Below are 26,513 nucleotides of genomic sequence, written 5' to 3'. Positions count from 1 at the left end.
TCTGCCCGACAGTCCCCGACCGGACGCCCGGGCAGGCGCTGTCGCACGTCCTCAGCCGGTTTCGTCCCCGTTCGCGTCCCCCTTCGCGTTTCCGTTGCTGTTGCTGTTGCTGTTGCTGTTGCTGTTGCTGTTGCTGTTGCTGTTGCCGTTCCCGTCCGGCCATACCTGGACGTGATCCTCCTCCAGCTCCAGCAGCACCCGGTCCCGCATGCCCAGGGCCGCCGTGTACTCGGCCGGCAGCTGCAGGCGGCCCGCGCGGTCGAGCATCGCGTACTCGCGCGCCACCAGGGACTCCCGGCCCGCCTCGTCGACCTCCGTGCGGCGCAGGACCTCCGTCGAGGTGCGGCCGTCGCGGATCGCGACCGTGCGGCGGACCTCGTCGGACACCGCCTGGTCGTGCGTGACGATGACGATCGTCGTGCCCAGCTCCTCGTTGGCCCGGCGGAACGCCGCGAAGACCTGCTGCCCGGTCGCCGAGTCCAGCTCGCCGGTAGGCTCGTCGGCGAGCAGCACGGCGGGGGCGTTGGCGAGGGCGACGGCGATCGCGACGCGCTGCTGCTGGCCGCCGGACATCTGCTGCGGACGCCGGTCCCGGCAGTCCGCGACGCCCAGCAGGGAGAGCAACTCGTCCGCCCGCCCGGCCCGTTCCCTCCGGGAGCGGCCCGCCAGCTGCATGGGCAGCGCCACGTTCTGCGCCGCCGTCAGATACGGCAGCAGATTGCGGGCCGTCTGCTGCCAGACGAAGCCGACCACCTCACGCCGGTACCGCAGCCGCGCCTTGGCGTCCATCGCCAGCAGATCGTGCCCCGCGACCTTCGCGGCACCCGCGGTGGGCACGTCCAGGCCCGCGAGGATGCTCATCAACGTCGACTTGCCGCTGCCGGACGCCCCCACCAGCGCCATCAACTCGCCCTCGCGGACCAGCAGATCCAGCCCCTGGAGCGCCTGCACCTCCACCGCGTCCCCGCCGCCGCGCTTGGCGAAGACGCGCACCAGCCGGTCGCAGGCGATCAGGGCATCGTGCCCGTACGCCGGCCGGTCGCGGTGGTGCGCCGCCCGCCGCTCCAGCTCCGCGAGCGACTCCGTCGTACCGCTCATCGCATATCTCCTGCCCTGAGGTGAGTGATCGGTGTCCGGCGCCCCGCCCACCAGGCCTGCGCGACGGCCACCGCCGCCGCCAGCAGCACCGTGACCGCGGCCGGCAGGGCCAGCGCCCACACGTCGGCCCGCAGCACGGCACCGCCCGGCACCCCGCCGCCGGACGCGTCGGCCAGGGCGAGCCGGTCCAGGTCGACGCCCGGTGAGAGCAGCCCCACCGTGGCCCAGCCGACGGCCATGCCCCCGCCGGCCGCGAGGAGCGCCTGGGGCAGCGCCTCCAGGCCGAGCAGCCGGCGCCCCTGGCGGGTCGTCAGGCCCAGGGTGCGCAGCCGGGCCAGCAGCGCGGCCCGTTCCGGCGCGGCCCGCAGCAGGCCGAGCACCAGGGCGAGCACGGCGTACCCCGCACCGGCGACGACGGCCCAGAGGTAGATCCGTTCGGCGCCCCTCTGCAGCGGCGAGTCGGACAGCGCCGCCCGCTCCTCGCCGCGCAGGGTCACGGAGAGGCCGGGCCCGGCGCCGCGCACGGCCGCCCGCAGCGCCTTCGCGTCGAGTCCGGCACCGGCCGCCAGCAGGGTCGTGGGACCCCCGCGGCCCTTCAGGCCCGCCGCGTCGACCAGCAGGAACTCGCCCTCGGGGACGGCCGGGGTGCGGGGGCGGACGGCGGTGATCCGAACCGTGACGGGCCCGCCGTCCGTGACGATCCGGCGCGGCGCCCGCCCGAGCCGCTCCGCGACCTCGGGTGAGGCGACGGCGTCCAGCACCCCGCCCCCGGCGCCCAGCCGGCCGGCCGGGAAACTCCCGAGCCCCATCCGCCGGGCCACGTCCGCGTACGTCCCCGGCTCCACCCCGACCACGGTCAGCGACCGCGTCTCGTCCGAGGGGCGCTCCCCGGCGAACTCGAAACGCACGGCCGTGACCTGCCGTACGCCCGCCACCCCCCGTACCGCCGGGGCCAGTTCCGCCGGGAGCGGGTCGCCGTCGGTGGTGTCGATCCGCGCGTCCGCGCCCGCCTCCAGCAGCGCGGCCCGGTCCCGGGCGTCCGCCACGCCGGTCAGCACGGACCCTCCGAACGCCGCCATCGTCAGGGCGGTCAGCAGGGCGAGCAGCGGCAGCACGGCGACCGCCGCCGGGGAGCGGCCCGCGCGGGCCAGCGACAGGAACCCGACCAGGCCGCGCAGCCGCCCGGCCGGACCGGCGGCCCACCGCAGCGGCAGCGGGTACAGCCGCACCAGGAGCAGCGCGGCGACCACCCCGACGAGCACCGGTGCGGCGCTCACCAGCACGTCTCCCGACCCTTCCGTACCGCGGCGGCGCAGCGCCGCCACCGAGCCGGCCGCCAGCACCAGCACGGTCAGTTCGGCGACCGTGCGGCGCGCGCCGGGCCGGGCGTGGGCGAGGTCGTCGCGCTCCCGGTGCGCCCGCGGCCGACGATGCGCCACGACCGCGCGCACCGGCAGCCCGGCACAGGCGAGCAGGGCCACGGCGCCCGCCCCGAGCACGGCGGGCAGCGGCGGGCCCTCGTCCACCACGAGCAGGGCGAGCAGCAGGCCGCAGGCCGCCGCCGGCACCGCCGGCACCGCGGTCTCGGCCAGCAGCCGCCCGCCGATGCCGCGCAGGGAGCCGCCCCGGGCCCGCAGCAGGGCGAGTTCCTCGTCGCGGCGGGCGGCGGCCAGGCCGGCGGCCATGACCAGGACGACGACGGCGACCGCGGCGATCCCGAAGGCCGCGACGGCGACCACGGGCGTGATCGCCTCCCGGGTCTCGGCGTAGGCGCCGATCACCTGCTCCAGACCGGTGGACAGCTGCGCCGTCGGACCGGCGACCCCGCGCATCCGCACCAGCCCGGGCCCGTCCTCCAGGGACGCGACCGCCGCGAGGAGTGCCGAGGTGTCCGACCCGGTGAGCCGCCCGGTCGCGGGCGCGATGCGCCAGTACTTCTCCGGCTCGCCCTGGCCGCCCAGCAGCGCCGGCGCGGCTCCGGGCGCCAGCAGGACGCCCGCCTCCCAGTAGAACTGCGGCGGCCGGCCGGAGGTGGTGGCCAGGGCCGGGGTGCGCAGGACCGGTTCTGCGGACCAGTAACTCCGCTGCGGGTGGCGGGGTTCGAGGACGCCGGTGATCCGCACGGTCAGCGGCCCGTCGGGGAAGCCCGCCAGGCTGAGGGTGGAGCCGGCCCGCAGCCGCAGCGTGCGGGCGGTGTCGCTGGTCACGGCGCCCTCGACCGACCTGGTGTCCACGCTCACCGCGCCGGCGGTGGGCAGCCGTCCCTCCCGCACGGTGGCGTGGCCGGCCGCTCCCGACTGCGCCAGCAGGGTGAACCGCGGCGGCAGCCCGTCCGGCCGGGGCAGCGAGGCGTCCAGGGCCTCCAGGCTCTTTCCGGTCCGCACCCCGTACGCCGACTCGGCCGGGTCCGCCCGCAGCGGCCCGGGCAGCAGCGTCCGCGCCTGGGCGTCGACCGCCGCGAGCGCCTCCGGCAGGACCGCGTCCGCCCGGGCCGCCTCCGGCCGTTCGAGACCGGGTGGCGGCGCCTTCAGCTCCAGCACGGTGGACTCGGGCGAGGCCTCGGCGACGGCCTCGCGCAGCCCGTCCGTCTCGTACGCCTCGACGGCCCGGGGCAGGACGGCCGCGAGGAACGCCGTGACCAGCACCAGCACACCGAAGGTGACGGCGGACCAGGGCGCGGTCCGCAGCCGGGTCCGCACCCACGGCGCGCCCTGCGCGTTCGGCGGCATCTCAGTCGTCCCCCTGATGGCTCAGTCCTCCCCCTGATGGCGGAGCGCCACCGCCGGCTCGGCACGGCGCAGCGCCGACGCGACGGTGATCAGCAGCAGCGGGGCGGCCACCCCCGCCAGGAGCAGGGCCACCCGGGACACCGGGAGTTCGACGAGGACGGGCGGGGCCGGCCGCGCGGCCGAGGAGCTCAGCACGATCAGCGGCACGACGGCCCGGGTCAGGACGGTGCCGAGCCCGAGCCCGGCGAGCAGACCGGCGCCGATGAGCAGGCTCTGCTCCGTCGCGACGAGCCGGGCGAGATCCCGGCGGGGCGTGCCCAGGGCGCGCAGCACCGCGAACTCCGCCGACCGCTCCCGCCGCGCCCCGGCCGCGCTCACCGCGAACCCGCCGGCGGCGAGGGCCACGGCGGCCAGCGCCACCGCCGTCAGCGCCGAGCGCGGCCCGGCGCCGAGCGGGTCCCGCAGCAGCTCGGCCGCGGTCTCGTCCCGCACCAGCACCCGCTGCGGTTCGAGGTCGGGACGCGCCCGCAGCGCCGCGACGACCTCGGCGGCCTTGCCGGGGGCGGCGCTCACCCACCACTCGGTGGGGGCGAGCGGCGTCGCGGCCCGCTGGGCCAGCACGGCGTCGACGGCCCGCAGGTCGAGCAGCAGCGCCCCGCCGTCCACGGCCTCCCCGTCCAGGCCGGCGGCGGTGGTCGGCAGGTCCTCGACCGACCGCACGATCCGCACCCGCAGTTGCTCCCCGGACAGCGGTACGTCGATGGTGTCGCCGGGCCCGGCCCCCGCCGCCCGCAGGAAGTCCCGGGTGGCGACGGCGAAGAGGCCGCGCGGTGCCCCGGCTCCGGTGGTGGCGACGCGGACCGTGTAGATCCGCGAGGCTCCCTCGTTCGCGTCGGGGTCGGCGCCGGTGCCGTACGCCACGGTCATCGGCGCGGTCCCCGACACGGCCGGCCCGGCGGCCGAACGGGCGACGACCTCGCCGTTCTCCGTCACGGACCGGTCGCCCCGCCAGCGCGTCCCGGCGGGCGCCGGGACGGTCCGCGCGGCGCCGTCGCGGCCGGTGGCGAGCAGCCGTTCGAGGGTGAACCGGTGGTGTTCCGGTCGGACGGCGGGGGAGGTGTCGTCGAGCTGCAGCCCGGTCAGCCGCAGCGGTCCGGCCGGGGCGGCACGGCGGCCCGTCGCCGTCACGTCCAGGTCGAGCGTGGCCCGGTGGACCCGGCCGTCCACCGGGACGCTCCCGGCGCCCAGCCGGTACGCGATGCCGTACCGGTCCTCCACGACCACCGTGAGCAGGGGCGCGCGGCCGGAAGGGGAGCGCCCCGTGCGGGACCGCTCGTCGGCGATCCGCACGTCGAGGGTGATCCGCCGGGTGCCGTCGGGGAGCCGCAGCGCCCGGTCGTCGTCCCGCGCGGGCGGGTCGAGGGCCCGCAGCAGTGCCGCCGGGGGCTGCTCGGCGAGATCGCCGCGCATCAGCATGCCGTCCCGGGCGTGGGCCGTGTCCAGGGCGAGGACCGTCGCCTCGCGGTCGCCGGAGAGCGCCAGGGTGGTGCGGTGCGCGGGCGCGGCGTCCCGGGCCCCGGGCAGCGCGGCGTAGAGGCCGGTCTGGCCGGGACTGCCCGGCCGGTGGTCGAGGACCCGGACGGCGGCGCCCGTCCGGAAGTCGGCCTGGTCGTCCTGCGACCGGTCCCAGGACGCGCCGTGCCCGATCGCCAGCATCCCCGTCGCCACGGCGATGACCAGCAGCAGCACCGGGCCCGCCCCGCGCAGCGGGCGCCGGCTGAACTGCCAGCCCGCCAGTGCCGCCGGCAGCCCGCGCCCCCTCGCGGACCGCCGCTCGGCGAGCCGGGCCAGCAGCGGCAGCAGACGCAGCGTCAGCACCGTGCCGGCCAGCAGCGCCAGCGCGGGCGCCGCGACCAGCAGCGGGTCGATGCCCAGCTCCCCGGCCCGGTCCCGGCTGAGCACCCCGCCGCCGGTCGCGTCGGTCTGCCGTTCCAGCTGCCAGTACGCCACACCCGCGATCAGCAGCAGCCCGATGTCGGCTCCGGCGCGCACGGGCGCGGCCGCCGTGGCCGCGCGCACGCGCCGCAGCCGTACCGTCGTACCCGCCGTCGCCGCCAGCGCGGGCGCCACGACCGCCGCCGCGCACGCCACCGCCACCCCGGACGCGACCAGCCAGACCCCGCCCGACGGCGCCGTGTCGAGCCGCAGCCCGATCCGGTCGAGTGAGGACCACCGGGCCAGCAGCCGCGCCAGCGGCCCGGACAGCAGCGCGGCACAGACCGCGGCGGGGACCGCGAGCAGCAGCGCCTCCAGCGCCGCGAGCGAGATGATCCGCCCGCGCGACGCGCCCCTGGCCCGCAACAGCTCGGTCTCGCCCGCCCGTTCACTGCCCAGCAGCCGCGCCACCAGCAGCAGCGCGTACCCGGCGAGCAGCACCAGCTGCACGGAGACGATCAGCAGCGTGGAGCGGGACACCAGCAGGGTCCGCCCGGTCCGGTCGAGCACCTCGGGCAGCCCGGTGCGCACATCGGCGTCACCGCCGAGCGCCGGGTCCTCGCGCAGGGCCCCGGCCGCGCGGACGGCGGCCGCGCGGAGCGCGTCCATGCCGTCGGTGGTGAACGTCCGGTAGTCGGCCGTCGCCACCCAGCCCGTGCCGTCCTCGGTGGCGCGGCCGGAGGCGAGCACCGACGCGTCGGCCAGCAGCGGCCCGTACGTGGTGAAGGCGACGGTGCGCACGCCCTGGCCGCCGAGCGTGTCCGCCTGCCAGTAGGGATCGGAGCTGTCGGCCGCCCGGTACACGCCGGTCACCCGCACCCGGAGGGGCTCGCCGCCCAGCCGGTCGGTGAGCGTGACCTGCGCCCCGGGCTCGAGCCCGAGCTTCTCGGCGGCCGCCTCCGGCAGGGCGACGGGCACGGCGGCCGTGCGGGCGGCCGGGGCCGGTCCCGGCAGGGTGCCCGAGACGAGCCTGATCCGTGACCGGTCCAGGGCGGCCAGGTGCGTGAGGTCGGGCTCCCCGGCGCGGGCCTCGGCGCTCTGCAGGGAGCGGGGCAGCGCGTACGGCCCGGACCGCTCCAGCCTCCGCACGGTCACCGGCAGTCCGCCGAACGCCTCCCGCGCCCCGCGCACCACGGCCCGCTGTGCCGCGTCCCGCCGCTCCCGGGGCACGTCCGCCTCGACGACGAGGGAGGCGGAGGCCGCGGCCCGGCCGCCCAGGGTGCCGCGCAGTGCCGCGTCCCCGACGGAGCCGGAGAAGGCCGTGAGGGCGGCGAGCACCGAGGTGGTCAGCAGGACGGCGAGCAGGGCGGCCGTGAGCAGCAGCCGGTGCGCGCGCAGGCGCAGCAGCAGTAAGCCCGTCACTCTTCCCCCACCCGATGGCCGAGCCACTGTTTCCCCAACTCGGCATGCATATCATGGACTTACGAGTACGGCACATGCGTTCGAACCTGGGTCGTTCAGCTCTTGACCGTCCGGACCGGTTCCGTATGGGATGCGGTGATGACCGAGAACACCAGCCCGGGGTCCGGTGCCGCCCTCGCCGACGACGCCTCCGACGAGCCGATGCTGCGCGTGGAGGACCTGCACCACTCCTACGGCACGGGCGCCGCGGTCGTCCACGCGCTGCGCGGGGCCACCTTCGCCGTGCGGCGCGGTGAACTGGTCGCGCTCAAGGGCCGTTCGGGCTCCGGCAAGTCGACGCTGCTCCATCTGATCGGCGGCCTCGACTCCCCGCAGCGCGGCCGGGTAGTCGTGGGCGGCACGGACCTGTCGGCCCTGGGCGAGGGCGGGCTGCTGGAACTGCGCCGCGACCGGATCGGTTTCGTCTTCCAGTCCTTCGGGCTCATCCCCATCCTCACCGCCGCCGAGAACGTCGGCGTGCCGCTGCGGCTGCGCCGGACCGAGCCGCGCGAACGCGACGAACGGGTGGCGCTGCTGCTGGCCCTCGTGGGCCTCGCCGGCCACGAGGCGCAGCGGCCCGCCGAGCTGTCCGGCGGGCAGCAGCAGCGCGTCGCCATCGCCCGGGCGCTCGCCAACCGCCCGGCCCTGCTGCTCGCCGACGAGCCGACCGGCCAGCTCGACGCCGCCACCGGCCTCGCGGTCATGGAGCTGCTGCGGGCCGTCGTCCGCAGCGAGGGCGTCACGGCCCTCGTCGCCACCCACGACCCCCAACTCCTCGGCCTGGCCGACCGGGTGCTGGAACTGAGCGACGGAGTGGTCGTCGAGGGGTGAGAGAGTGAGGCCATGGCCGCGATCAGTCTCACCAAGGTCCAGCAGAGCGCTCCCGCGCTGGTGAACCTCTACAAGAGCGCCGGGGTGTCCCTCACCAAGCACGGGCTGGACGGGCTGCGCGCCGCGGTCTACCTCGTCGTCGACCACTCCGGCTCGATGAAGCCGTACTACAAGGACGGCAGTGTGCAGGCCCTGGCCGACCGGGTGCTCGGGCTGTCGGCGCACCTGGACGACGACGGCACGGTACCGGTCGTGTTCTTCTCCACCGACGTCGACGCCGAGACGGAGATCGCCCTGGCCGATCACCAGGGGCGGATCGACCGGATCGTGGCGGGGCTCGGACACATGGGGAAGACCAGCTACCACCTGGCGATGGACGCCGTCATCGACCACTACCTCGACAGCGGCACGGCCGAGCCCGCCCTGGTCGTCTTCCAGACCGACGGCGGGCCCATCAACAAGCTCGCCGCCGAACGGTACCTGTGCAAGGCGGCGAAGCTGCCGCTGTTCTGGCAGTTCATCGGCTTCGGTGACCCGCGCAGCAAGCAGTTCGACTTCCTGCGCAAGCTGGACGAGCTGGCCGTGCCGGACAAGCGGGTCGTCGACAACGCCGGGTTCTTCCACGCGGGCGAGGACCCGCGGAAGGTGTCGGACGCCGAGCTGTACGACCGGCTGGTGGGGGAGTTCCCGAAGTGGCTCGTGGCCGCGCGGGCCCGGGGGATCGTGTGAATCAGGCGCCCGGGCGCTTGAACTGGTCCTCCGTGAGGGTGACTTCCAGGGCGGCGGCGTTCTCCGCCAGATGGGCGGGGGACGAGGTGCCGGGGATCGGGATCACGTTCGGGGCGCGGTGCAGCAGCCAGGCGAGAGCCGTCTGGGACGGGGTCGCGCCCAGCTCCGCCGCGACCCGCGCGACAGGACCGCCCGAGCGGGCGCGCTCGCCCATGGCCACCGGGAAGTACGGCAGGAACGCGATCCCGCGCGCGGCCGTGTGGTCGATCCGGTGCAGCTGGAACAGGTCGATGCGGTCGGTGCGCAGCCGGCCGAGCAGGAGTTCCTCGTTCGAGCCGAGGGCGTAGGCGTCGGCGGTGTCGAAGAAGGTCACGCCGAGGTCGACCGCCTCGCGCAGCAGGGCGATCGCCTCGGGGCGGTCGGTGGGCGCGGTCCAGATGGGGGCGGTCATGCCGGAGCGCTCGTGCGGGGCGTTCGCCAGGCGCATCGCGCCGTAGCCGATCCGCCGGACCGGGAGCTACGAGGAACAGGGACTGCTCGACGCCGACCGCACCCCGGGCGGCCGGCGCGTGTACGCCGCCGACGCGCCCCTGACCGTGCGCCGGATCCGCGCGCTCCTCGACGCCGGCCTGCCCTCCCGGGTGATCCGTGAGGTGCTGGACTGCGTCTGCGGCGCCGACACCGAGATCGAGCCCTGCATGATCCCGCTGCTCCTGGACCAGCTGCACGGCATCGAGGAGCGCATCGCCCGGCTGGAGGGCTCCCGGCGGTCGCTGAGCCGCCTGCTCGCCCCCTTGGCCTAGCCGCCTCCTCGCCCCGTTGGCGCCGTCGTGCAGCCGTGCCACGCTGGGAAGGATCCGACGGGGAGGCGACGACGTATGGGCGACGACGGCGCACGACGGGTGTACGGGACGGCCTCCGCCCGCAGGAGACCTCCCGCGGGCAAGGGCGAGAAGCTCGCCGACTGGGCGGACGGCCGGCTGGGGCTCTACGCGCTGGCCAAGGCCAACATGCGCAAGGTCTTCCCGGACCACTGGTCCTTCATGCTGGGCGAGGTCACCCTCTACAGCTTCGTCGTGCTGATCCTCACCGGCGTCTACCTCACCCTGTTCTTCGAACCGAGCATGCAGGAGGTCGTCTACCACGGCTCCTACACGGAGCTGAACGGCGTGCTCATGTCCAGGGCGTTCGAGTCCACGCTGGACATCAGCTTCGACGTGCGCGGCGGACTGCTGATCCGGCAGATCCACCACTGGGCCGCGCTGGTCTTCATCACCGGCATGCTGGTGCACATGATGCGGGTGTTCTTCACGGGCGCCTTCCGCAAGCCGCGCGAACTCAACTGGGTGTTCGGCTGGACCCTGCTGATGCTCGGCATCATCACGGGCCTGACCGGCTACTCCCTCCCCGACGACCTGCTGTCCGGCACCGGCATCCGCTTCGCGCACGGCGCGATCCTGTCGATCCCGATCGTCGGGACGTACGTGGCGTTCTTCCTGTTCGGCGGGGAGTTCCCGGGCGACGACATCATCTCGCGCCTCTTCCCGGTCCATGTGCTGCTGCTGCCCGGGATCATGCTGGGCCTGGTGACGGCCCATCTGATCCTGGTCTTCTACCACAAGCACACCCAGTTCCCGGGGCCCGGGCGCAAGGAGCGGTCGGTGGTCGGGATGTCGTTCCTGCCGGTCTACATGGCCAAGGCCGGCGGCTTCTTCTTCCTCGTCTTCGGCGTGCTGACGGTGATGGGCGCGATCGCCCAGATCAACCCCGTGTGGGCCTTCGGCCCCTACCGCCCGGACCTGGTCACCACCGGCGCCCAACCCGACTGGTACCTCGGCTTCTCCGAGGGCCTGATCCGGGTGATGCCGGGATGGGAGATCAACCTCTGGGGCCACACGCTGGTCCTGGGCGTGTTCATCCCCTTCTCGCTGTTCCCGCTGATCCTGCTCGCGCTCGGCGCCTACCCGTTCATCGAGGCGTGGATCACCGGCGACAAGCGCGAGCACCACATCCTGGACCGGCCGCGGAACGTGCCCGTGCGCACCGGCCTCGGGGTGGCCTGGCTGACCCTGTACGCGGTGCTGCTGATCGGCGGCGGCAACGACATCGTCGCCACCCATCTGCACCTGTCCATCAACGTGATCACCTGGTTCGTGCGGATCGGCGTGTTCGTGCTGCCGGTCGTCGCCTTCATCGTCACCAAGAAGATCTGCATGGGGCTCCAGCGCCGCGACCGCGCCAAGGTCCTGCACGGCAGGGAGACCGGCACCATCAAGCGGCTGCCGACCGGCGAGTACATCGAGGTGCACGAGCCCCTCGCGCAGGCCGAGCTGTTCACCCTCACCCAGCACGAGCAGAACCCGCCGTACGAGGTCGGGCCCGAGGTCGACGCGGGCGGGGTACGCCGCAAGGTCAAGTGGTCCGAGCGGCTGCGCGCCCGGCTCGCGCACGCCATGTTCGGGCCCGACGCGCGGATCGAGAAGCCGACGGTGGAGGAGTACCGGGAGATCACCAGCGGCGATCACCGGCACTGACGACCAGGGCCCGGCACTCCTCGGGGGCGCCCCACACGGCGCGCAGGGCCCGGGCCTTGGTCAGCCACAGCGACAGGTCGTACTCCGCGGTGTAGCCGATCGCGCCGTGCAGGCGCAGCGCCGTACGGGCGGTGGCGTACGCGGCCTCGCACGCGGCGACCTTGGCGGCGGCGACGTCGGCCGGGTCCAGGGTCAGCGCGGCGCCGAAGACCAGGGGGCGCGCGAACTCCAGGGCGATCTTCGCGTCGGCCAGCCGGTGCTTGACCGCCTGGAACGAGCCGACGGGCACGCCGAACTGGTGACGCCGCTTGACGTGATCGACGGTCCTGTCGAGCAGCGCAAGGCCCACGCCGAGGGCCTGGGCGGCGGTGGCGAGCCGGGCCCAGGGGAGGGCGGCAGGCGAGGGTGCGGCGAGGATTTCACCACCCGGGGTGACGGGCGTCAGGCGACGGGCGGGGTCCAGGGAGGGCAGGACGGGGCCGTGGCCGGGGGAGAGGCGGACGCCGTCGGGTTCCCAGCAGAGCCGGAGGGCGGCGACGTCGCCGTCGAGGGCGTAGGGGCCCTGAGGAAGATCCGGTTGTTCCGGCGCGGGTCCGGTCGGCCCCGGTGGGGTCACCGTCGCGATCGTCTCCCCGTTCGCCAGGCCGGGCAGGAGCCGCTTCGCGGTGCCCGGGGCGGAGTCCGCCAGGAGCACCGCCGCCGTGACCGTCTCGACGAGGGGCCCGGGCACCGCGTGACGGCCCAGCTCCACGAAGGCGACGGCCAGTTCCACGGGCCGCGGCCCCAGGCCCTCGTACGCCTCCGGCACCGCCAGCGCGAACACGCCCGCCGCCGCGAGCCGGGACCACAGCGCCCGCCCGCTCGCGTGGTCGCCCCGGCTCCACTCCCGCACCACGGCCGGTGTGTCCGCCGCCGTCAGCAGGGCGTCCAGCGACGCGGCGAAGGCGCGCTGCTCGGCATCGAGGAGGAAACGCATCAGCGGCGCTCCTTCGGTGTGAGCCGGGTCAGCCGCTCGGGTGAGACCTGCGGCGCCCCAGGCGGCAGCGAGATCCCCGGCCCCCGCGGAGCCCCCGGCATCAGCGGCGCCCCTTCGGCAGGCCGAGCAGCCGTTCGGCGATGATGTCGCGCTGGATCTCGTTCGTCCCCGCGTAGAGGGGCCCGGCCAGCGCGAAGACGTACCGCTCCGCCCAGTCCGTGCCGGCCAGTTCGCCCTCGGGGCCGAGGAGGTCGAGGGCCGTCTCGTGCAGCGCCAGGTCCAGTTCGGACCAGAAGACCTTGTTCATGCTCGACTCCGGGCCGACGGACTCGCCGTCCAGGAAGCGGGAGGCCGCCGCGTACGTGAAGAGTTGATAGGCGCGGGCACCGATCAGGGCGTCGGCCACCCGGTCCCGCGCGGTCACCGGGCCGCCCCGCTCCCGCCACAGGCCGGCCAGCCGCCGCGCCGAGGCGAGGAAACGGCCGGGGGAGCGGAGCATCAGCCCGCGTTCGTTCCCCGCCGTCGACATCGCGATCCGCCAGCCCTGGCCCGGTGCGCCGATCACGTCCTCGTCGGGCACGAAGACCTCGTCCAGGAACAGCTCCGCGAACGCCGGCTTGCCGTCGAGCCGGGCGATCGGGCGGACCGTGACACCGGGAGCCCGCAGGCCGAACATCAGGTACGTCAGGCCCTGGTGGGGCTTCGGCGCGTCCGGGTCGCTGCGGAACAGGCCGAAGGCGCGGTCGGCGAACGCGGCCCGTGAGGACCAGGTCTTCTGCCCGCTCAAACGCCAGCCCCCGTCCGTGCGCACGGCCCTCGCCCGCAGGGACGCCAGATCCGAACCGGCCTCCGGCTCCGACCAGGCCTGCGCCCACACCGCCTCACCATGGGCCATCGGGGGGAGCACGCGGGCCCGCTGCTCCGCGGTGCCGTGGGCGAAGAGGGTCGGGGCGAGCAGATGGATGCCGTTCTGACCGACCCGGCCCGGCGCGCCCGCCGCGTAGTACTCCTCCTCGAAGAGCAGCCAACGCACGAGCCCCGCGTCCCGCCCGCCGTACTCGGACGGCCAGTCGACCACCGACCAGCGGTCCGCGGCCAGCTCCGCCTCCCAGGCGCGGTGCGCGGCGAAGCCCTCCTCGGTCTCCAGGGAGGGCAGCGGTTCACGCGGCACGTGCGCGTGCAGCCACGCGCGCACCTCGGTGCGAAACGCCTCGTCCGCGGGGGAGAACGCCAGGTCCACGGCCACCCCTCCTTCCCTAACAAGTGTTTGGTAGGTTAGCGTGAGCCCATGACAGACGTCGAGAGTCCGTCGTACGTGCCCGGTCACGGCCTGCTGGAAGGGCGGACCGCCGTCGTCACCGCGGCGGCCGGCGCGGGCATCGGCGGGGCCACGGCGCGGCGCCTTCTGGAGGAGGGCGCGCGCGTGCTGATCAGCGACGCGCACGTGCGGCGGCTCAAGGAGTACGAGGCGGAGCTGGCCGGTGAGTTCGGCACCGGCCCGGTCTCCGCCGTGCCCTGCGACGTCACCGACGAGACGCAGGTCCGCGCCCTCTTCGACACCGCCGTGCGGGAACACGGGCGCCTCGACGTCGTCGTCAACAACGCCGGCCTCGGCGGCACCGCCGAACTGGTCGACATGACCGACGACCAGTGGTCCCGCGTCCTGGACGTGACGCTGAACGGCACGTTCCGGTGCACCCGCGCCGCCCTGCGCCTCATGCGCGACACCGGCGGCGGCGTGATCGTCAACAACGCCTCGGTCGTCGGCTGGCGCGCCCAGGCCGGCCAGGCCCACTACGCCGCCGCGAAGGCGGGCGTGATGGCGCTGACCCGGTGTGCGGCGGTCGAGGCCGCCGCCTACGGGGTGCGGGTCAACGCCGTGGCGCCCAGCCTCGCCCTGCACCCGCACCTGGTGAAGGTGACGACCCCCGAGCTGCTCACCGAGCTGACCGCCCGCGAGGCCTACGGGCGCCACGCCGAGCCATGGGAGGTGGCCAACGTGATCGTGTTCCTCGCCTCCGGCTACTCCTCCTACATGACCGGAGAAGTGGTCTCCGTCAGCAGCAGGCACCCCTAGGACGACAATGGACCCGTGCCTCCTACGAAGAAGAAGCCCCAGGTGACCGCCACCGGGCCCGCCGCGGCCGCCACCTCCGGCGATCGCCGCGGCGAACTCCTCTCCACCGCCGCCGAGGTCTTCGCCGAGCAGGGCTACAACGCCACCACCGTCCGCAAGATCGCGGACCACGCGGGGATGCTCGCCGGCAGCCTCTACTACCACTTCGACTCCAAGGAGTCGATGCTGGAGGAGATCCTGCGCACCTTCCTCGACGAGCTGTGGGACGGCTACGACACCGTCCTGGGCGCCGGACTCGGGCCGCGCGAGACGCTTCAGGCCCTGGTCACCGAGTCGTTCCGGGAGATCGACCGGCACCGGGCGGCCGTCGCGATCTACCAGAAGGAGAGCAGGCAGCTGGTGGCGCAGGAGCGGTTCGCGTTCCTCGCCGAGTCGCAGCGCAGGTTCGAGAAGGCCTGGCTGTCCACGCTGGAGCGCGGCGTCGCCGAGCGGGCCTTCCGCGCCGACCTGGACGTCCGGCTCACCTACCGGTTCGTACGCGACACGGTGTGGGTCGCCGCCTCCTGGTACCGGCCCGGCGGACAGCACAGCCCGGACGAGATCGCCCGGCAGTACCTGTCGATGGTGCTGGACGGGATCGCCGTACGCGAGTAACGCCCAGACGCGAGGGAGTCGTCATGGCCGAGGCCTACATCGTCGAAGCGGTCCGCACGCCCGTCGGGCGGCGCGGGGGAGGGCTGAGCGAGGTCCACCCGGCCGACCTCGGCGCGCACGTGCTCAAGGAGCTGATGAGCCGCTCGGGCGCCGACCCGGCCGCCGTGGAGGACGTCGTCCTCGGCTGTCTGGACGCGGTGGGGCCGCAGGCCGGGGACATCGCGCGGACCTGCTGGCTGGCGGCGGGGCTGCCCGAGGAGGTGCCGGGCGTCACCGTCGACCGGCAGTGCGGCTCCTCGCAGCAGGCCGTGCACTTCGCCGCCCAGGCCGTGCTGTCCGGCACGCAGGACCTGGTGGTCGCGGGCGGCGTGCAGAACATGTCGATGATCCCCATCGCCTTCGCCACCCGGCAGGCCGCCGAGCCGCTCGGGCTGACGCGGGGCCCGTTCGCGGGCAGCGCGGGCTGGCGGGCCCGGTACGGGGACAAGCCCGTCAACCAGTTCGTGGGCGCCGAGATGATCGCCGCGAAGTGGGGGATCGGCCGGACGGACCAGGAGGAGTTCGCCCTGCGCTCCCACCGGAGGGCGCTGCGGGCCGTCGACGAGGGCCGCTTCGCCCGCGAGACCGTGCCGTACGCGGAGGTCACGACCGACGAGGGCCCGCGCCGGGACACCTCCCTGGAGAAGATGGCCGCCCTCAAGCCGGTCCTCGACGGCGGCACGGTCACCGCCGCCTGCTCCTCGCAGGTCTCCGACGGGGCGGCGGCCATGCTGCTCGCCTCCGAGCGGGCCGTGCGCGACCACGGGCTCACGCCACGCGCGCGCGTGCACCACCTCTCGGTGCGCGGCGAGGACCCGATCCGCATGCTCACCGCCCCCATCCCCGCCACCGCCCACGCCCTGAAGAAGACCGGCATGACCATCGACGACATCGACCTCGTCGAGATCAACGAGGCGTTCGCCCCGGTCGTCCTGGCCTGGCTGAAGGAGACCGGCGCCGACCCGGAGCGGGTCAACGTCAACGGCGGGGCCATCGCCCTGGGCCACCCCCTCGGCGCCACGGGCGTGAAGCTGATGACCACGCTGCTGCACGAACTGGAGCGCACCGGCGGCCGGTTCGGCCTGCAGACCATGTGCGAGGGCGGCGGCCAGGCCAACGTGACGATCATCGAACGGCTCTGAGCCGCGCCAGCGTCTCGTCGGCCTCCCGCATGATCCGCTCCACCAGCTCCGCGCACGACGGCAGGTCGTCGATCACCCCGGCGACCTGCCCGGACGCCATCACCCCCAGATCCGTACGGCCGTCCACCATCGCGGACTTCAGCAGCATCGGCGTGTTCGCGGCGAGCAGCACCTGGCTCCAGGACAGGTCCTTGCCGTGCTTCAGGGCGAGCCCGTCGCGGACCGTCTGCCGCCAGGTCAGCCCGGACAGCCGCCGGAAACCGGCCGCCCGGCGCACGGCGTGGAGCAGCGCCCGGGCACGACCTGAGCGCTCCAGCGCGTCCACCAGCTCCGTCCGGAGCATGCGGTGCGGCAGCCCGTCCACCGCCCTGGTCACCGTCACGTCCCGCACGCTCGCCGCCAGATACCGCGCCTTCACCGCGTCCGGCACGGTCGAGTCCGACGTCAGCAGGAACCGCGTGCCCATCGCCATGCCCGCCGCCCCGTAGGACAGGGCCGCGACCAGCCCGCGCCCGTCGAAGAACCCGCCCGCCGCGACGACCGGGATCCGCACCGCGTCCACCACCTGCGGCAGCAGCACGGTCGTGGCCACCTCGCCGGTGTGCCCGCCGCCCTCCGCGCCCTGCACGACCACCGCGTCCGCGCCCCAAGCCGCGACCTTCTCGGCATGCCGCCGCGCCCCCACGGTCGGCATGACCACCACGCCCGCCTCCTTGAGCTCGCCGATCAGCTCCCGGGACGGGGCGAGGGCGAAGGAGGCGACCCGGACACCCTCCTCGACGAGGATCCGCACGCGGTCGCCCGCGTCGGCCGCGTCGGCGCGCAGGTTCACCCCGAACGGCTGGTCCGTGCGCCCCCGGACCTCCCGTACGGCCGCGCGCAACTGGTCGAGTGTCATCGTCGCGGAGGCCAGGATGCCGAGGGCGCCCGCGTTCGCCGTGGCGGAGACCAGGCGGGGGCCGGCCACCCAGCCCATCCCGGTCTGCACGATCGGATGGCGGACGCCGGTCAGCCGGGTCAGCGGCGTCTCCCTCACGCGGCGACCTCCCCGGCCCGGGTGCCGCCCGGGTCGAGGGCCTCCCGGATCAGCCGGAGTTCCACCGCGGTCGGCTCGCGGGTCGCCGGCACCCCGTCCGGGACGGCCAGCTCGAAGCCCGTCGCCTCCCTGACCTGCTCCACCGTGACCCCCGGGTGCAGCGACGCCAGCCGCATCGACCGGTCGGACGTGGCGAAGTCGAAGACGCCCAGGTCGGAGACGACCCGCGGGATGCGGTGGTACGGCGCCCCGGCCGCACGGTCGTACCCGACGCCGCAGACCAGGTCGACCCGCTCCACGAAGACCCGCCGGGAGTGCCTCGGGACCCAGTAACTGGTCGGGTTGTTGAGGGTGTTGACGGGGGCGCCGCGCACTCCGAGCAGCTGCCGCCGCGGCCGCTCCCAGTCGCCGATGCAGGAGATGTTCTGGTTGCCGAACCGGTCGAGCTGGCTCGCGCCCATCATCACGTGCCGCCGCCCGCCGGTGACCAGGGCCAGGTGCTGCCGGTACGGCAGCCAGCCCTCCGGTGTCCCGTCCGGGCGGACGAGCATCGCCTCGCCGTCGGTCAGCAGCAGGTCCGGCGCGAAGGTGAGCCGGGCCAGCCGGGCGCCGAGGGAGGGGATCAGGCCCATGGGACTGGCCAGCACCTCGCCGTCGCCCCGCCATGCCTCGGCGCAGGCGATCACGCAGTACTCGGCGCGGGTGGCCCCCGTCATGTCCCCTCCCGGACGGCCGACTGGTACGCCTGCTCGTCCCCGGCGAGGAACCGGGCCGCGAACTCGGGCCAGGGTGTGGTCGCGTACGTCTTCTGGAAGGCCTCGTCACGCCCGTAGTCCGGCGCGCAGGACGTGAAGTGCGCGCCGTTCGGGGCCTCGACGACACCGGTGACCGTGTGCCGCTTGATCAGCAGCGTCTGCGGCGGGGCCGCCTTCGTCAGCTCGGCCGTGTCGACGATCCGCTCGCAGCTCAGGTACGCCGTGTCGGCCGCCGCGCAGAACAGGTCGTCGAAGTACGGGTCGGGGCCGAGATACTGCCCGTTGCCCGACCGGTCGGCGCGGTTGACGTGCACCAGGGCGGCGTCGAGCCGCAGGGCGGGCATCGCCACGAACGTCTCCCCGTCCTCGTACGGCGAGGTGACCGTGCGCAGGCCGGGGTTGACCCGCATCACGTCCGAGCCGAGCCCCGCTCGCACCGGCAGGAAGGGCAGCCGGTTGGCCGCCGCGTGCAGCCCCCACATGAACATCGCCTCGTCGATCTCCGTCAGCGCGAAGGCGCCCCGCTCGCGGGCCGCGCGGTAGTGCGGCTCCAGGGGGATCGAGTCGAGGGTGACGAAGGCCGTGACGAGTTTCCGGATCCGCCCGGCGGCGGCCAGCAGACCCACGTCCGGGCCGCCGTAGGAGACCACCGTGAGATCGGTGATCCCCGACCGGAGCACCGCTCTGACCAGGGCCATGGGCTTGCGGCGCGAGCCCCAGCCGCCGATGCCGAGGGTCATGCCGCTGCGCAGCCGGGCAACGGCCTCGTCGGCGGTCATCGTCTTGTCGCTCATTCGCGCCCCTCCTTCCCGAAGCCGGCCCGCACCCGCTCGCCCACTCCGCTCAGGCCCGCCTCGAAGGTGAAGCCCTGCTCGAAGCGGTAGGAGCGGCGCACGTCGACCGGGTCGATGCCGTTGAGCGCGGCCTTCGCCAGGCGGAGCAGCCGGCCGTCCTTGGCGGCGATCTCCCGGGCCAGTTCCAGGGCCGCCGCGCGCAGTTCCCCGCGCGGCACCACCCGCCACACCGAGCCGTGCGCGTGCAACTCCGCCGCGCTCGCCGTGCGCGCCGTGTAGTACAGGGCCCGCATCAGGTGCTGCGGGACCAGCCGGGACAGATGCGTGGCCGCGCCCAGGGCGCCCCGGTCCAGCTCCGGCAGCCCGAACACCGCGTCCTCGCTGGCCACGATCGCGTCCGCGTTCCCCACCAGGCCGACGCCGCCGCCCAGACAGAAACCCTGCACCGCCGCCACGACCGGCACCTCGCACTCGTACACCGCCGTGAAGGCCTCCGCGCAGGCGTGGTTGACGCCGATCAGCGCGCTGTTCCCGTCCCGCTGCAGCTCCTTGATGTCCACGCCCGCGTTGAACCCGCGCCCCCGCGCCGCCAGCACCAAGCAGCGGACCTCCGGGTCGCGCCCCGCCGCGCGCACCGCGTCGGCCAGGGCGAACCAGCCGGCCACCGGCAGGGCGTTCACCGGCGGGAAGTCGACCGTGACGACGGCGATGCCCTTTTCCCCGCACGAGGTGGAGACACCCATGGCCGCATCAGCTACCTTTCCACCAAACGTTTGTTAGGTGGAAGGTAGCAGCGGATGGAGTTGGACGGGAAGGTCGCCGTCGTCACGGGCGGGACCCGGGGCGTCGGTGCCGGCATCGCGCGTGCCCTCGCCCGGGCCGGCGCCCAAGTCGTCGTCTGCGCCCGCCGCCCTCCGCGAGTGGCCGCCCCCGGCACCGAGTTCATGCCGCTCGACGTCCGGGACACCGAGGCCGTCCGGCGCTTCTTCGCCGCCCTGCCCCGGCTCGACGTCCTCGTCAACAACGCGGGCGGCGCACCCCCGCGGCTGCTCACCGAGGCCGGGCCGGACCGGCACGCGCGCGTGGTCGAACTCAACCTCCTCGCCCCGCTGGCCGTGTCCCTCGCCGCGTACGAGCACCTCCGGCGCGCCCGCGGGGCGATCGTCATGATCGGCAGCGTCAGCGGCAGCCGCCCCTCACCCGGCACCGCCGCCTACGGCGCCGCCAAGGCGGGCCTGGAGAACCTCGCCCGCTCGATGGCCGTGGAGTGGGCGCCCGACATCCGGGTCAACACCCTCGTCGTGGGCATGGTCCGCACCGAGCTGTCCCACCTCCACTACGGCGACCGGGACGGCGTCGCCGCCGTCTCCCGCACGGTCCCGCTGGGCCGTCTCGCCGAGCCGTCCGACGTGGGCGCGGCCGCGGTCTTCCTGGCGTCCGACGCCGCCGCGTACATCAGCGGGGCGAGCCTGCTCGTGCACGGGGGCGGAGAGCGGCCGGCGTTCCTGGACGCGGCGCACGCCGGTCACACGCCTGTTGCCGACAAGGAGAGCCGACATGAGCGGAATCTGTGAGGGGCGGGTCGTCGTCGTCACGGGCGCGGGCCGCGGGCTCGGCCGGGCCCACGCCCTGGCGTTCGCGGCCGAGGGGGCGCTGGTGGTCGTCAACGACCTCGGCGTGGGCCTCGACGGCACCCCCGAACCCGGCGGGCCCGCCGCCCGGGTCGCCGAGGAGATCCGCGCGCGGGGCGGCGAGGCCGTGCCGCACGGCGGCGACATCGCCACGACCGACGGCGCCGCCTCGCTCGTCGCCACGGCCCTGGAGGCGTACGGCCGGTTCGACACCCTCGTCAACAACGCGGGCTTCCTGCGCGACCGGATGCTCGTCAACCTCGACGAGGACGACTTCGACGCCGTTGTGCGCGTCCACCTCAAAGGCCACTTCCTGCCCCTGCGGCACGCCGCCGCCCACTGGCGGGCCGAGGCCAGGGCGGGCCGCCGGCCCGACGCCCGGATCGTCAACACCAGCAGCGGAGCCGGCCTGCTCGGCTCGGTCGGGCAGGGCAACTACAGCGCCGCCAAGGCCGGGATCGTCGCCCTGACGCTGGTCGCCGCGGCCGAACTGCGCCGCTACGGCGTCCAGGCCAACGCCATCGCTCCCGCCGCCCGGACCCGCATGACGGAGCACACCTTCGCCGACGCCATGGCGGCCCCCGACGAGGGCTTCGACGCGATGGCCCCCGACAACGTCTCCCCCCTGGTGGTCTGGCTTGGTTCGGCCGCGAGCGCGGGGGTGACGGGCCGGGTCTTCGAGGCGGAGGGGGGCCGGATCACGGTCATGGAGGGCTGGAGGCGCGGGCCGAGCGCGGACAAGGGCGGGCGGTGGTGCCCGGCGGAGGCGGGGGAGCGGACCCGCGAGCTCCTGGCGGAGGCCGATCCGCCGGGGGCCGTCTACGGGGCCGTCCACGGGGCGTGAGAGCGCCCCCAGGTGTCACGTGTCGCACTCCAGCACACTCCGGCACAACGCACACCGCGCCCGCACACGCCCCCGCACCGGCACCCTGATCCGCTGATGACACGTCGGACAGGGAAACGACACCCGCAACCGGCCGCCCCCGTCAGGGGAGAACGCGTACCGCACCCCCGGCTGCGGCGGCCCCGCCGACGCGTGCCGCCGGTCCCTGGCGTACCTCCGCCGCCCCGCCCACCCCGCCGCGGTCAACGGCGGCTGCCGGCCGTCGTGAAGGGCCAGCTCCCTGCCCTTCACGTACGCCGTGTACGCCTGCGGACTGGTGAACCACACCGACGGGTCCTCCCCGAACACCAGCGCCCGCTTGGCCAGCACGTACCCGAACTCCTCCGGCGTGAGATACCCCAGCTTCTGCGACGACGCCCCGTCCTCCCGGAACGCGTCCAGCAGCAGCCACCCCGCGCCCAGGTACGTCGTCGCCGTGTCCGTCAGGATCTCGTTGTCCCTAACGCCCGGGAAGGACAGGTCCAGGCGGTGCAGGTACACGTGCATCACCTCGTGCGCGAGCGCCGCCCCGATGTCCCGCCGATGCCTGCGGAACCGGTCGTTCAGCTCCACGAAGTACTCCGGCCCGGCCGCGAGCTCGACGTTCGCCGCGTGCCGCATCTCCCGGAAGCTCACGATCAGCCGGGCGTCCGGCAGCCGGTAGTGCCGCACCAGCTCGTGCGCCACCCGCTGCGCCCCCAGATACAGGTCGTCGGCGTCGCCGAACGCCACGTCGGCGGGGAGCACACTGGTCGCGAACGTCTGGATCGTGTCGTACGACAGCCGCCTGTACAGCGCCGTGATCGCGGCCCGCACCGTCTCCAGATGCGGGTAGCCGTGCTCGACCGGCCCGTCGTTGGCCACGCCTCACCCCCAAGACGCCCCTGAAACCCGGTTCCACTGTACGAGGGCGCGGCGCGCCGCGGGTCGGCCCGGCCCCGGCGAAAACCGGTCGTCCTCCCCCGGGGCCGCTGGCAGAATCCGGGCCGTGACCGGTGAACAGCGCTCCGTGGCCGCCGCGCTCCAGGTGGGCGGCCAGGACGACGACCTCGAGAAGCGGCTCGACGAGGAGCTCACCGCCTTCAACACCGCCGCCGCCGGCGGCGCCCCCACCGAAGCCCTCTCCGTCCGCGCCACCGACGCGACCGGCGATCTCGTCGGCGGCCTCACCGCCTGGACCTGGGGCAGCCTGTGCTCGGTGGACATGCTCTGGGTGCGCGAGGACCAGCGGCACGCCGGCTGGGGCAGCCGCCTGATGCGCGCCGCGGAGACCGAGGCCGTCCGGCGCGGCTGCACGGACATGATCGTCTCCACGTACAGCTTCCAGGCACCCGGCTTCTACCCGCGGCTCGGCTACCGGGAACGGGCCCGCGTCGAGGGCGTGCCCGGCGGCCACGAGGACGTCCACTTCCACAAGCGGCTCGGCCCGGCCGATGCGTGAGACACCCTGCGGCCGCCCGGCCCCGGCCCTCTACGCTGACCCTCCATGACCACCAGCAACACCCCCACCGGTGATGTCGACCCCGCGGTCGGCGCGGAACTCGCACGGCTGCGCGACAGCATCGACAACATCGACGCGGCCGTCGTCCACATGCTCGCCGAGCGCTTCAAGTGCACCCAGCAGGTCGGCCACCTCAAGGCACGGCACCAGCTGCCGCCCGCCGACCCGGCGCGCGAGGCCCGCCAGATCGCCCGGCTGCGCGCCCTCGCCGAGAACGCCAAACTGGACCCGGCCTTCGCGGAGAAGTTCCTCAACTTCATCGTCGCCGAGGTGATCCGCCACCACGAGCGCATCGCCGACGAGGCACTCAACGGCTCCGCGACCGCCGGTAACTGACCTCGGGGGTGGTGACACGGCGGCCCGGGCGGTGCATGCTGCGCTGTGCACAGCATGTCAGCTGACGAGCACTGCGCGTCAGTGTCCCGGACTTACTCTGGTCCTCCACGAGGGAGGGGCGTCGGGCCATGCCGTCGGATACCAGGATCCTCATCGTCGACGACCACGAGGACACGCTGTACGCGCTGGAGAGCGCCCTGGCCCCGCTGGGCTACCAGCTCGGCCGGGCCACCAGCGGCGACGAGGCACTCAAGCAGGTGCTCCGCGGCCAGGTCGGCCTGCTCCTGCTCGACGTACGCATGCCCGGCGTCAGCGGACTGGAGGTCGTGCGCTACATGCGGCGCGTCGAACAGACCCAGCACATCCCCGTCATCCTGCTCACCGGCTTCGGCGCCGACCACGAACTGACCACCGCCGCCTTCGGACTCGGCGTCGCCGACCTCGTCCTCAAACCCGTGGACCCCTGGGCCCTGCGCACCAAGGTCCGCTACCTCTACGACGCCCACCGGCGCCACCTCGCCCTGGAGCGGGAGGTGCGCCGGCTGCGCTCCGTCGTCCGGGAGCACACCGAGCCGGCCGCGCACCCCCCGCGCCCCGGCCTGCCGCATCCGGAAGCCCGCGTGCCCACGCAGCGACCCCTGGGGGCGCACGCCGGGGAGCTCGAAAAAGACCGCACATAGACCGGACATTGGGCACGTACCGATCCGCCTCTGTGCCTTGCCCGTGCCATCAGGCAGCATGTCCTGCATGTCCGTACTGACGCGCGACGAAGCGCAGACCCGAGCAGAGCTCCTCGACGTCCACCGCTACACGATCGAACTCGACCTGACCAGCGGCGACGACACCTTCGGCTCCCGCACCGCGATCAGGTTCAGTGCCCGCGCGGACGGGGACACCTTCGTCGAGGTCAAGCCCGCCGAGCTGCGCTCCGTCACCCTCGACGGACAACCCCTGGACCCGGAAGCCCTGGACGGCAACCGCCTCCCCCTGAAGAACCTCACCGCCGGCGAGCACGAACTGCGCGTGGACGCGCACATGCGCTACTCCCGCACCGGCGAGGGCATGCACCGCTTCACCGACCCCACCGACGGCGAGACCTACGTCTACACGCAGCTCTTCCTGGACGACGTCCAGCGCGTCTTCGCCGCCTTCGACCAGCCCGACCTGAAGGCCGTCTTCGAGCTGTCCGTGCGGGCCCCCGAGGACTGGACCGTCCTCGCCAACGGCATCACCGAGCACACCGGCGACGGCCTCTGGCAGGCCGCCCCCACGCCGCTGATCTCCACCTACCTCGTCGCCGTCGCCGCCGGCCCCTGGCACTCCGTGCGCACCGAGCACCGCGGCCTGCCCTTCGGCCTGCACTGCCGCCGCTCCCTCGCCCCCCACCTCGAGGCCGACGCCGACGAACTCCTCGACGTCACGCGCGCGTGCTTCGACCGCTACCACGAGAAGTTCGACGAGCCCTACCCGTTCGACTCCTACGACCAGGCGTTCGTCCCCGAGTTCAACGCCGGCGCCATGGAGAACCCCGGACTGGTCACCTTCCGCGACGAGTTCGTCTACCGCTCCGCCGTCACCGACACCGAGCGCCAGACCCGCGCCATGGTCGTCGCCCACGAGATGGCCCACATGTGGTTCGGCGACCTCGTCACCCTCAAGTGGTGGGACGACATCTGGCTCAACGAGTCCTTCGCCGAGTACATGGGCTACCAGACCCTCACCGAAGCCACCCGCTTCACCGACACCTGGACCGACTTCGGCGTCACCCGCAAGTCCTGGGGCTACGACGCCGACCAGCGCCCCTCCACCCACCCCGTCGCCCCCGAAGCCGTCGACGACACCGCCTCCGCGCTGCTGAACTTCGACGGCATCTCCTACGCCAAGGGCGCCAGCGCCCTGCGGCAGCTCGTCGCCTGGCTCGGCGAGAAGGACTTCCTCGCCGGCATCAACAACCACTTCGCCCGGCACAAGTTCGCCAATGCCACCCTCGCCGACTTCATCGACAACCTCGCGAGCGCCACCGAACGCGACGTCCACGCCTGGGCCGACGCCTGGCTGCGCACCACCGGCGTCGACACCCTCACCCCACGCGTCGCCCCCGGTGACAACGGCACCTGCGCCCTCACCGTCGACCGCGCCGGCAGCCGCCCGCACCGCATCGCCGCCGGCCTGTACGACCGGGACCTCGGGGACGACGGCGGCCACCTCGTGCTGCGCGAACGCCTCCACCTGGACCTCCCGCAGGACGGCGCCCACCCCATCGGCAAGCGCCCGGCGCTGCTCCTCCTCAACGACGGCGACCTCAGCTACGCCAAGGTCCGCTTCGACCCCGAGTCCTTCGAGACCGTCCGCAAGGATCTCTCCGGCCTGCCCGAGCCGCTCACCCGCGCGGTCGTCTGGAACGCCCTGCGGGACGCCGTCCGCGACGGCGAACTCGCCCCCGGCGCCTACCTGGAGACCGCCCGCGCCCACCTCCCGCTCGAAACCGACCTCGCCATCGTCCAGGGCGTCCTCGCCTTCGCGTCCGGGTACATCGCCGACCGCTACGTCACCCCCGAGGAGCGGCCCGCCGCCCTCGCCACCCTCTCCGAGCTGTGCCGCGACCTCATCCGCCGCACCGAGGACGGCGACAACCCCGGCCTGCGCCTGATCGCCGTACGCCACCGCATCGACGTGGCCGCCCACCCCGACACCATCGCCGCCTGGCTCGCCGACGGCACCGTCCCCGGCGGCCCGGAACTCGACCCCGAGCTGCGCTGGCGCGTGCTCGCCCGGCTCGCCGTCCTCGGCGCGACCGACGAGGCCGCCATCGCCGCCGAACTCGAACGCGACCCGAGCGCCACCGGCCAGGAGGGCGCCGCCCGCTGCCGGGCCGCCCTGCCCGACCCGGAGGCCAAGTCCCGCGCCTGGGAGGCGATGTTCGCCTCCGACGAGCTGTCCAACTACCTCTTCACCGCCACCGCCGTCGGCTTCTGGCAGCCGGAACAGGCCGACCTGGTGCGGGAGTACGTGCCGCGCTACTACACCGACGCGGTCGCCGTCGCCGAGCGCCGCGGCCCCGCCATCGCCGAAGCCGCCGGCCGCTGGGCCTTCCCCGCCCACGCCGTCGACGCGGACACCCTCCGTCTCGGCGAGGAATGCCTGCGCGACGCGGACCCGACCCCGGCACTGCGCCGCAAGCTCGTCGACCAACTGGACGACCTGACGCGGGCGCTACGGGTCCAGAGCGGCAGCGACCGGGACGTCTAGGTGTATTGATCACGAGCGTTGTTAACGTGGGCAGGGCTTGATCATGGCGAAGACCTCCGGTGTGGTGGAGCTGTCTAGGACTGCACCGCACGGAGGTCTTCGTGTCCCACCGTAATGCCCGGC

The 26,513-nt window shown here is 74.3% G+C and carries 24 protein-coding genes; 13 read left to right on the top strand and 11 right to left on the bottom strand.

The genetic code is table 11. The features are described from left to right. Nucleotides 1-51: 51 nt before the first annotated feature. Genes ABZ948_RS02235 through ABZ948_RS02225 form a run of 3 tightly spaced genes read right to left on the bottom strand, consistent with a single transcriptional unit; the run spans nucleotide 52 to nucleotide 7,184 of the window. Nucleotides 52-1,098, bottom strand: a complete 1,047-nt coding sequence (locus ABZ948_RS02235) for an ABC transporter ATP-binding protein (protein ID WP_359756437.1) — start codon at nucleotides 1,096-1,098, stop codon at nucleotides 52-54. Further along, nucleotides 1,095-3,827, bottom strand: coding sequence for an ABC transporter permease (locus ABZ948_RS02230; protein ID WP_359756436.1), 2,733 nt, complete (start codon nucleotides 3,825-3,827; stop codon nucleotides 1,095-1,097). The genes ABZ948_RS02235 and ABZ948_RS02230 overlap by 4 nt, the downstream gene beginning before the upstream one ends. 21 nt (nucleotides 3,828-3,848) lie before the next feature. Next, nucleotides 3,849-7,184, bottom strand: coding sequence for an FtsX-like permease family protein (locus ABZ948_RS02225; protein ID WP_359756435.1), 3,336 nt, complete (start codon nucleotides 7,182-7,184; stop codon nucleotides 3,849-3,851). A gap of 138 nt (nucleotides 7,185-7,322) precedes the next feature. On the opposite strand from ABZ948_RS02225, the gene ABZ948_RS02220 reads away from it, so the two are divergent. Beyond that, nucleotides 7,323-8,054, top strand: coding sequence for an ABC transporter ATP-binding protein (locus ABZ948_RS02220; RefSeq protein ID WP_359756434.1), 732 nt, complete (start codon nucleotides 7,323-7,325; stop codon nucleotides 8,052-8,054). Between the two features lie 12 nt (nucleotides 8,055-8,066). Beyond that, complete coding sequence (locus tag ABZ948_RS02215) at nucleotides 8,067-8,783, top strand: vWA domain-containing protein (protein ID WP_359756433.1); 717 nt, start codon at nucleotides 8,067-8,069, stop codon at nucleotides 8,781-8,783. A gap of 1 nt (nucleotide 8,784) precedes the next feature. Here the strand turns inward: ABZ948_RS02215 and ABZ948_RS02210 are convergent, their stop codons facing one another. After that, nucleotides 8,785-9,270, bottom strand: a complete 486-nt coding sequence (locus tag ABZ948_RS02210) for an aldo/keto reductase (protein WP_435857448.1) — start codon at nucleotides 9,268-9,270, stop codon at nucleotides 8,785-8,787. Between the two features lie 13 nt (nucleotides 9,271-9,283). On the opposite strand from ABZ948_RS02210, the gene ABZ948_RS02205 reads away from it, so the two are divergent. Next, a complete protein-coding gene (locus ABZ948_RS02205) occupies nucleotides 9,284-9,586 on the top strand; it encodes a MerR family transcriptional regulator (RefSeq protein ID WP_435857451.1) in 303 nt (100 codons plus the stop codon). Nucleotides 9,587-9,661: 75 nt separating this feature from the next. Beyond that, nucleotides 9,662-11,317 (top strand): cytochrome bc1 complex cytochrome b subunit, encoded by a 1,656-nt coding sequence (qcrB, locus tag ABZ948_RS02200; protein WP_359756430.1) that lies wholly within the window; start codon nucleotides 9,662-9,664, stop codon nucleotides 11,315-11,317. On the opposite strand, the gene ABZ948_RS02195 is transcribed toward qcrB, so the two are convergent. Together ABZ948_RS02195 and ABZ948_RS02190 are read right to left on the bottom strand one after the other, a co-directional pair. Beyond that, nucleotides 11,292-12,293 carry an acyl-CoA dehydrogenase family protein gene (locus ABZ948_RS02195; RefSeq protein WP_359756428.1) on the bottom strand — a complete coding sequence of 334 codons (1,002 nt, stop codon included), beginning with the start codon at nucleotides 12,291-12,293 and terminating at the stop codon, nucleotides 11,292-11,294. The two genes, qcrB and ABZ948_RS02195, sit on opposite strands and share 26 nt — an antisense overlap. 100 nt (nucleotides 12,294-12,393) lie before the next feature. Further along, nucleotides 12,394-13,533 (bottom strand): acyl-CoA dehydrogenase family protein, encoded by a 1,140-nt coding sequence (locus ABZ948_RS02190; protein ID WP_359756427.1) that lies wholly within the window; start codon nucleotides 13,531-13,533, stop codon nucleotides 12,394-12,396. A 48-nt stretch (nucleotides 13,534-13,581) separates the two neighbouring features. Here ABZ948_RS02190 and ABZ948_RS02185 point away from each other — a divergent pair, with 48 nt between their 5' ends. The 3 genes from ABZ948_RS02185 to ABZ948_RS02175 are packed head-to-tail and all read left to right on the top strand — an operon-like array spanning nucleotide 13,582 to nucleotide 16,205. Then, nucleotides 13,582-14,370, top strand: coding sequence for an SDR family oxidoreductase (locus ABZ948_RS02185; RefSeq protein ID WP_359756426.1), 789 nt, complete (start codon nucleotides 13,582-13,584; stop codon nucleotides 14,368-14,370). Between the two features lie 15 nt (nucleotides 14,371-14,385). Next, nucleotides 14,386-15,024, top strand: a complete 639-nt coding sequence (locus ABZ948_RS02180; RefSeq protein ID WP_359756424.1) for a TetR/AcrR family transcriptional regulator — start codon at nucleotides 14,386-14,388, stop codon at nucleotides 15,022-15,024. A gap of 23 nt (nucleotides 15,025-15,047) precedes the next feature. Then, the gene (locus tag ABZ948_RS02175) at nucleotides 15,048-16,205 is read left to right on the top strand and encodes an acetyl-CoA C-acetyltransferase (RefSeq protein ID WP_359756422.1); all 1,158 of its coding nucleotides are present in this window, start codon (nucleotides 15,048-15,050) and stop codon (nucleotides 16,203-16,205) included. Here ABZ948_RS02175 and ABZ948_RS02170 read toward each other — a convergent pair. From ABZ948_RS02170 to ABZ948_RS02155, 4 genes are read right to left on the bottom strand one after another with little or no spacing between them, the layout of a single operon-like run. Then, nucleotides 16,189-17,241 carry an NAD(P)H-dependent flavin oxidoreductase gene (locus ABZ948_RS02170; protein WP_359756420.1) on the bottom strand — a complete coding sequence of 351 codons (1,053 nt, stop codon included), beginning with the start codon at nucleotides 17,239-17,241 and terminating at the stop codon, nucleotides 16,189-16,191. The genes ABZ948_RS02175 and ABZ948_RS02170 overlap by 17 nt on opposite strands. Further along, entirely contained in the window at nucleotides 17,238-17,957 is a 720-nt protein-coding gene (locus ABZ948_RS02165) for a CoA-transferase subunit beta (RefSeq protein WP_359756418.1), read from the bottom strand. The genes ABZ948_RS02170 and ABZ948_RS02165 overlap by 4 nt, the downstream gene beginning before the upstream one ends. Further along, on the bottom strand, nucleotides 17,954-18,790 hold the full coding sequence (locus ABZ948_RS02160) for a CoA transferase subunit A (protein WP_359756417.1): 837 nt from the start codon (nucleotides 18,788-18,790) through the stop codon (nucleotides 17,954-17,956). The genes ABZ948_RS02165 and ABZ948_RS02160 overlap by 4 nt, the downstream gene beginning before the upstream one ends. Then, nucleotides 18,787-19,533 carry an enoyl-CoA hydratase family protein gene (locus tag ABZ948_RS02155; protein ID WP_359756416.1) on the bottom strand — a complete coding sequence of 249 codons (747 nt, stop codon included), beginning with the start codon at nucleotides 19,531-19,533 and terminating at the stop codon, nucleotides 18,787-18,789. The genes ABZ948_RS02160 and ABZ948_RS02155 overlap by 4 nt, the downstream gene beginning before the upstream one ends. A 54-nt stretch (nucleotides 19,534-19,587) precedes the next feature. Between ABZ948_RS02155 and ABZ948_RS02150 the strand changes: the two genes are divergently transcribed. Together ABZ948_RS02150 and ABZ948_RS02145 are read left to right on the top strand one after the other, a co-directional pair. Further along, entirely contained in the window at nucleotides 19,588-20,364 is a 777-nt protein-coding gene (locus ABZ948_RS02150) for an SDR family oxidoreductase (protein WP_359756414.1), read from the top strand. Beyond that, complete coding sequence (locus ABZ948_RS02145; RefSeq protein WP_359756412.1) at nucleotides 20,348-21,265, top strand: SDR family oxidoreductase; 918 nt, start codon at nucleotides 20,348-20,350, stop codon at nucleotides 21,263-21,265. The genes ABZ948_RS02150 and ABZ948_RS02145 overlap by 17 nt, the downstream gene beginning before the upstream one ends. Nucleotides 21,266-21,280: 15 nt before the next feature. Here the strand turns inward: ABZ948_RS02145 and ABZ948_RS02140 are convergent, their stop codons facing one another. Then, nucleotides 21,281-22,168 carry a hypothetical protein gene (locus tag ABZ948_RS02140; RefSeq protein WP_359756411.1) on the bottom strand — a complete coding sequence of 296 codons (888 nt, stop codon included), beginning with the start codon at nucleotides 22,166-22,168 and terminating at the stop codon, nucleotides 21,281-21,283. A 124-nt stretch (nucleotides 22,169-22,292) separates the two neighbouring features. On the opposite strand from ABZ948_RS02140, the gene ABZ948_RS02135 reads away from it, so the two are divergent. From ABZ948_RS02135 to pepN, 4 genes are all read left to right on the top strand, one after another. Continuing rightward, a complete protein-coding gene (locus tag ABZ948_RS02135; protein ID WP_359756409.1) occupies nucleotides 22,293-22,745 on the top strand; it encodes a GNAT family N-acetyltransferase in 453 nt (150 codons plus the stop codon). Nucleotides 22,746-22,790: 45 nt separating this feature from the next. Beyond that, the gene (locus ABZ948_RS02130) at nucleotides 22,791-23,141 is read left to right on the top strand and encodes a chorismate mutase (RefSeq protein WP_359756408.1); all 351 of its coding nucleotides are present in this window, start codon (nucleotides 22,791-22,793) and stop codon (nucleotides 23,139-23,141) included. Nucleotides 23,142-23,269: 128 nt separating this feature from the next. Further along, nucleotides 23,270-23,821, top strand: coding sequence for a response regulator (locus ABZ948_RS02125; RefSeq protein WP_359756406.1), 552 nt, complete (start codon nucleotides 23,270-23,272; stop codon nucleotides 23,819-23,821). Between the two features lie 67 nt (nucleotides 23,822-23,888). Next, nucleotides 23,889-26,390, top strand: a complete 2,502-nt coding sequence (pepN, locus tag ABZ948_RS02120; protein WP_359756404.1) for an aminopeptidase N — start codon at nucleotides 23,889-23,891, stop codon at nucleotides 26,388-26,390. Nucleotides 26,391-26,513: the final 123 nt, after the last annotated feature.

It is taken from the genome of Streptomyces olindensis, from assembly GCF_040645895.1.
Classification (GTDB): domain Bacteria; phylum Actinomycetota; class Actinomycetes; order Streptomycetales; family Streptomycetaceae; genus Streptomyces; species Streptomyces olindensis.
The sequence above is the reverse complement of the archived record's forward strand: the minus strand, read 5'-3'. Positions and strand labels throughout refer to the sequence as shown.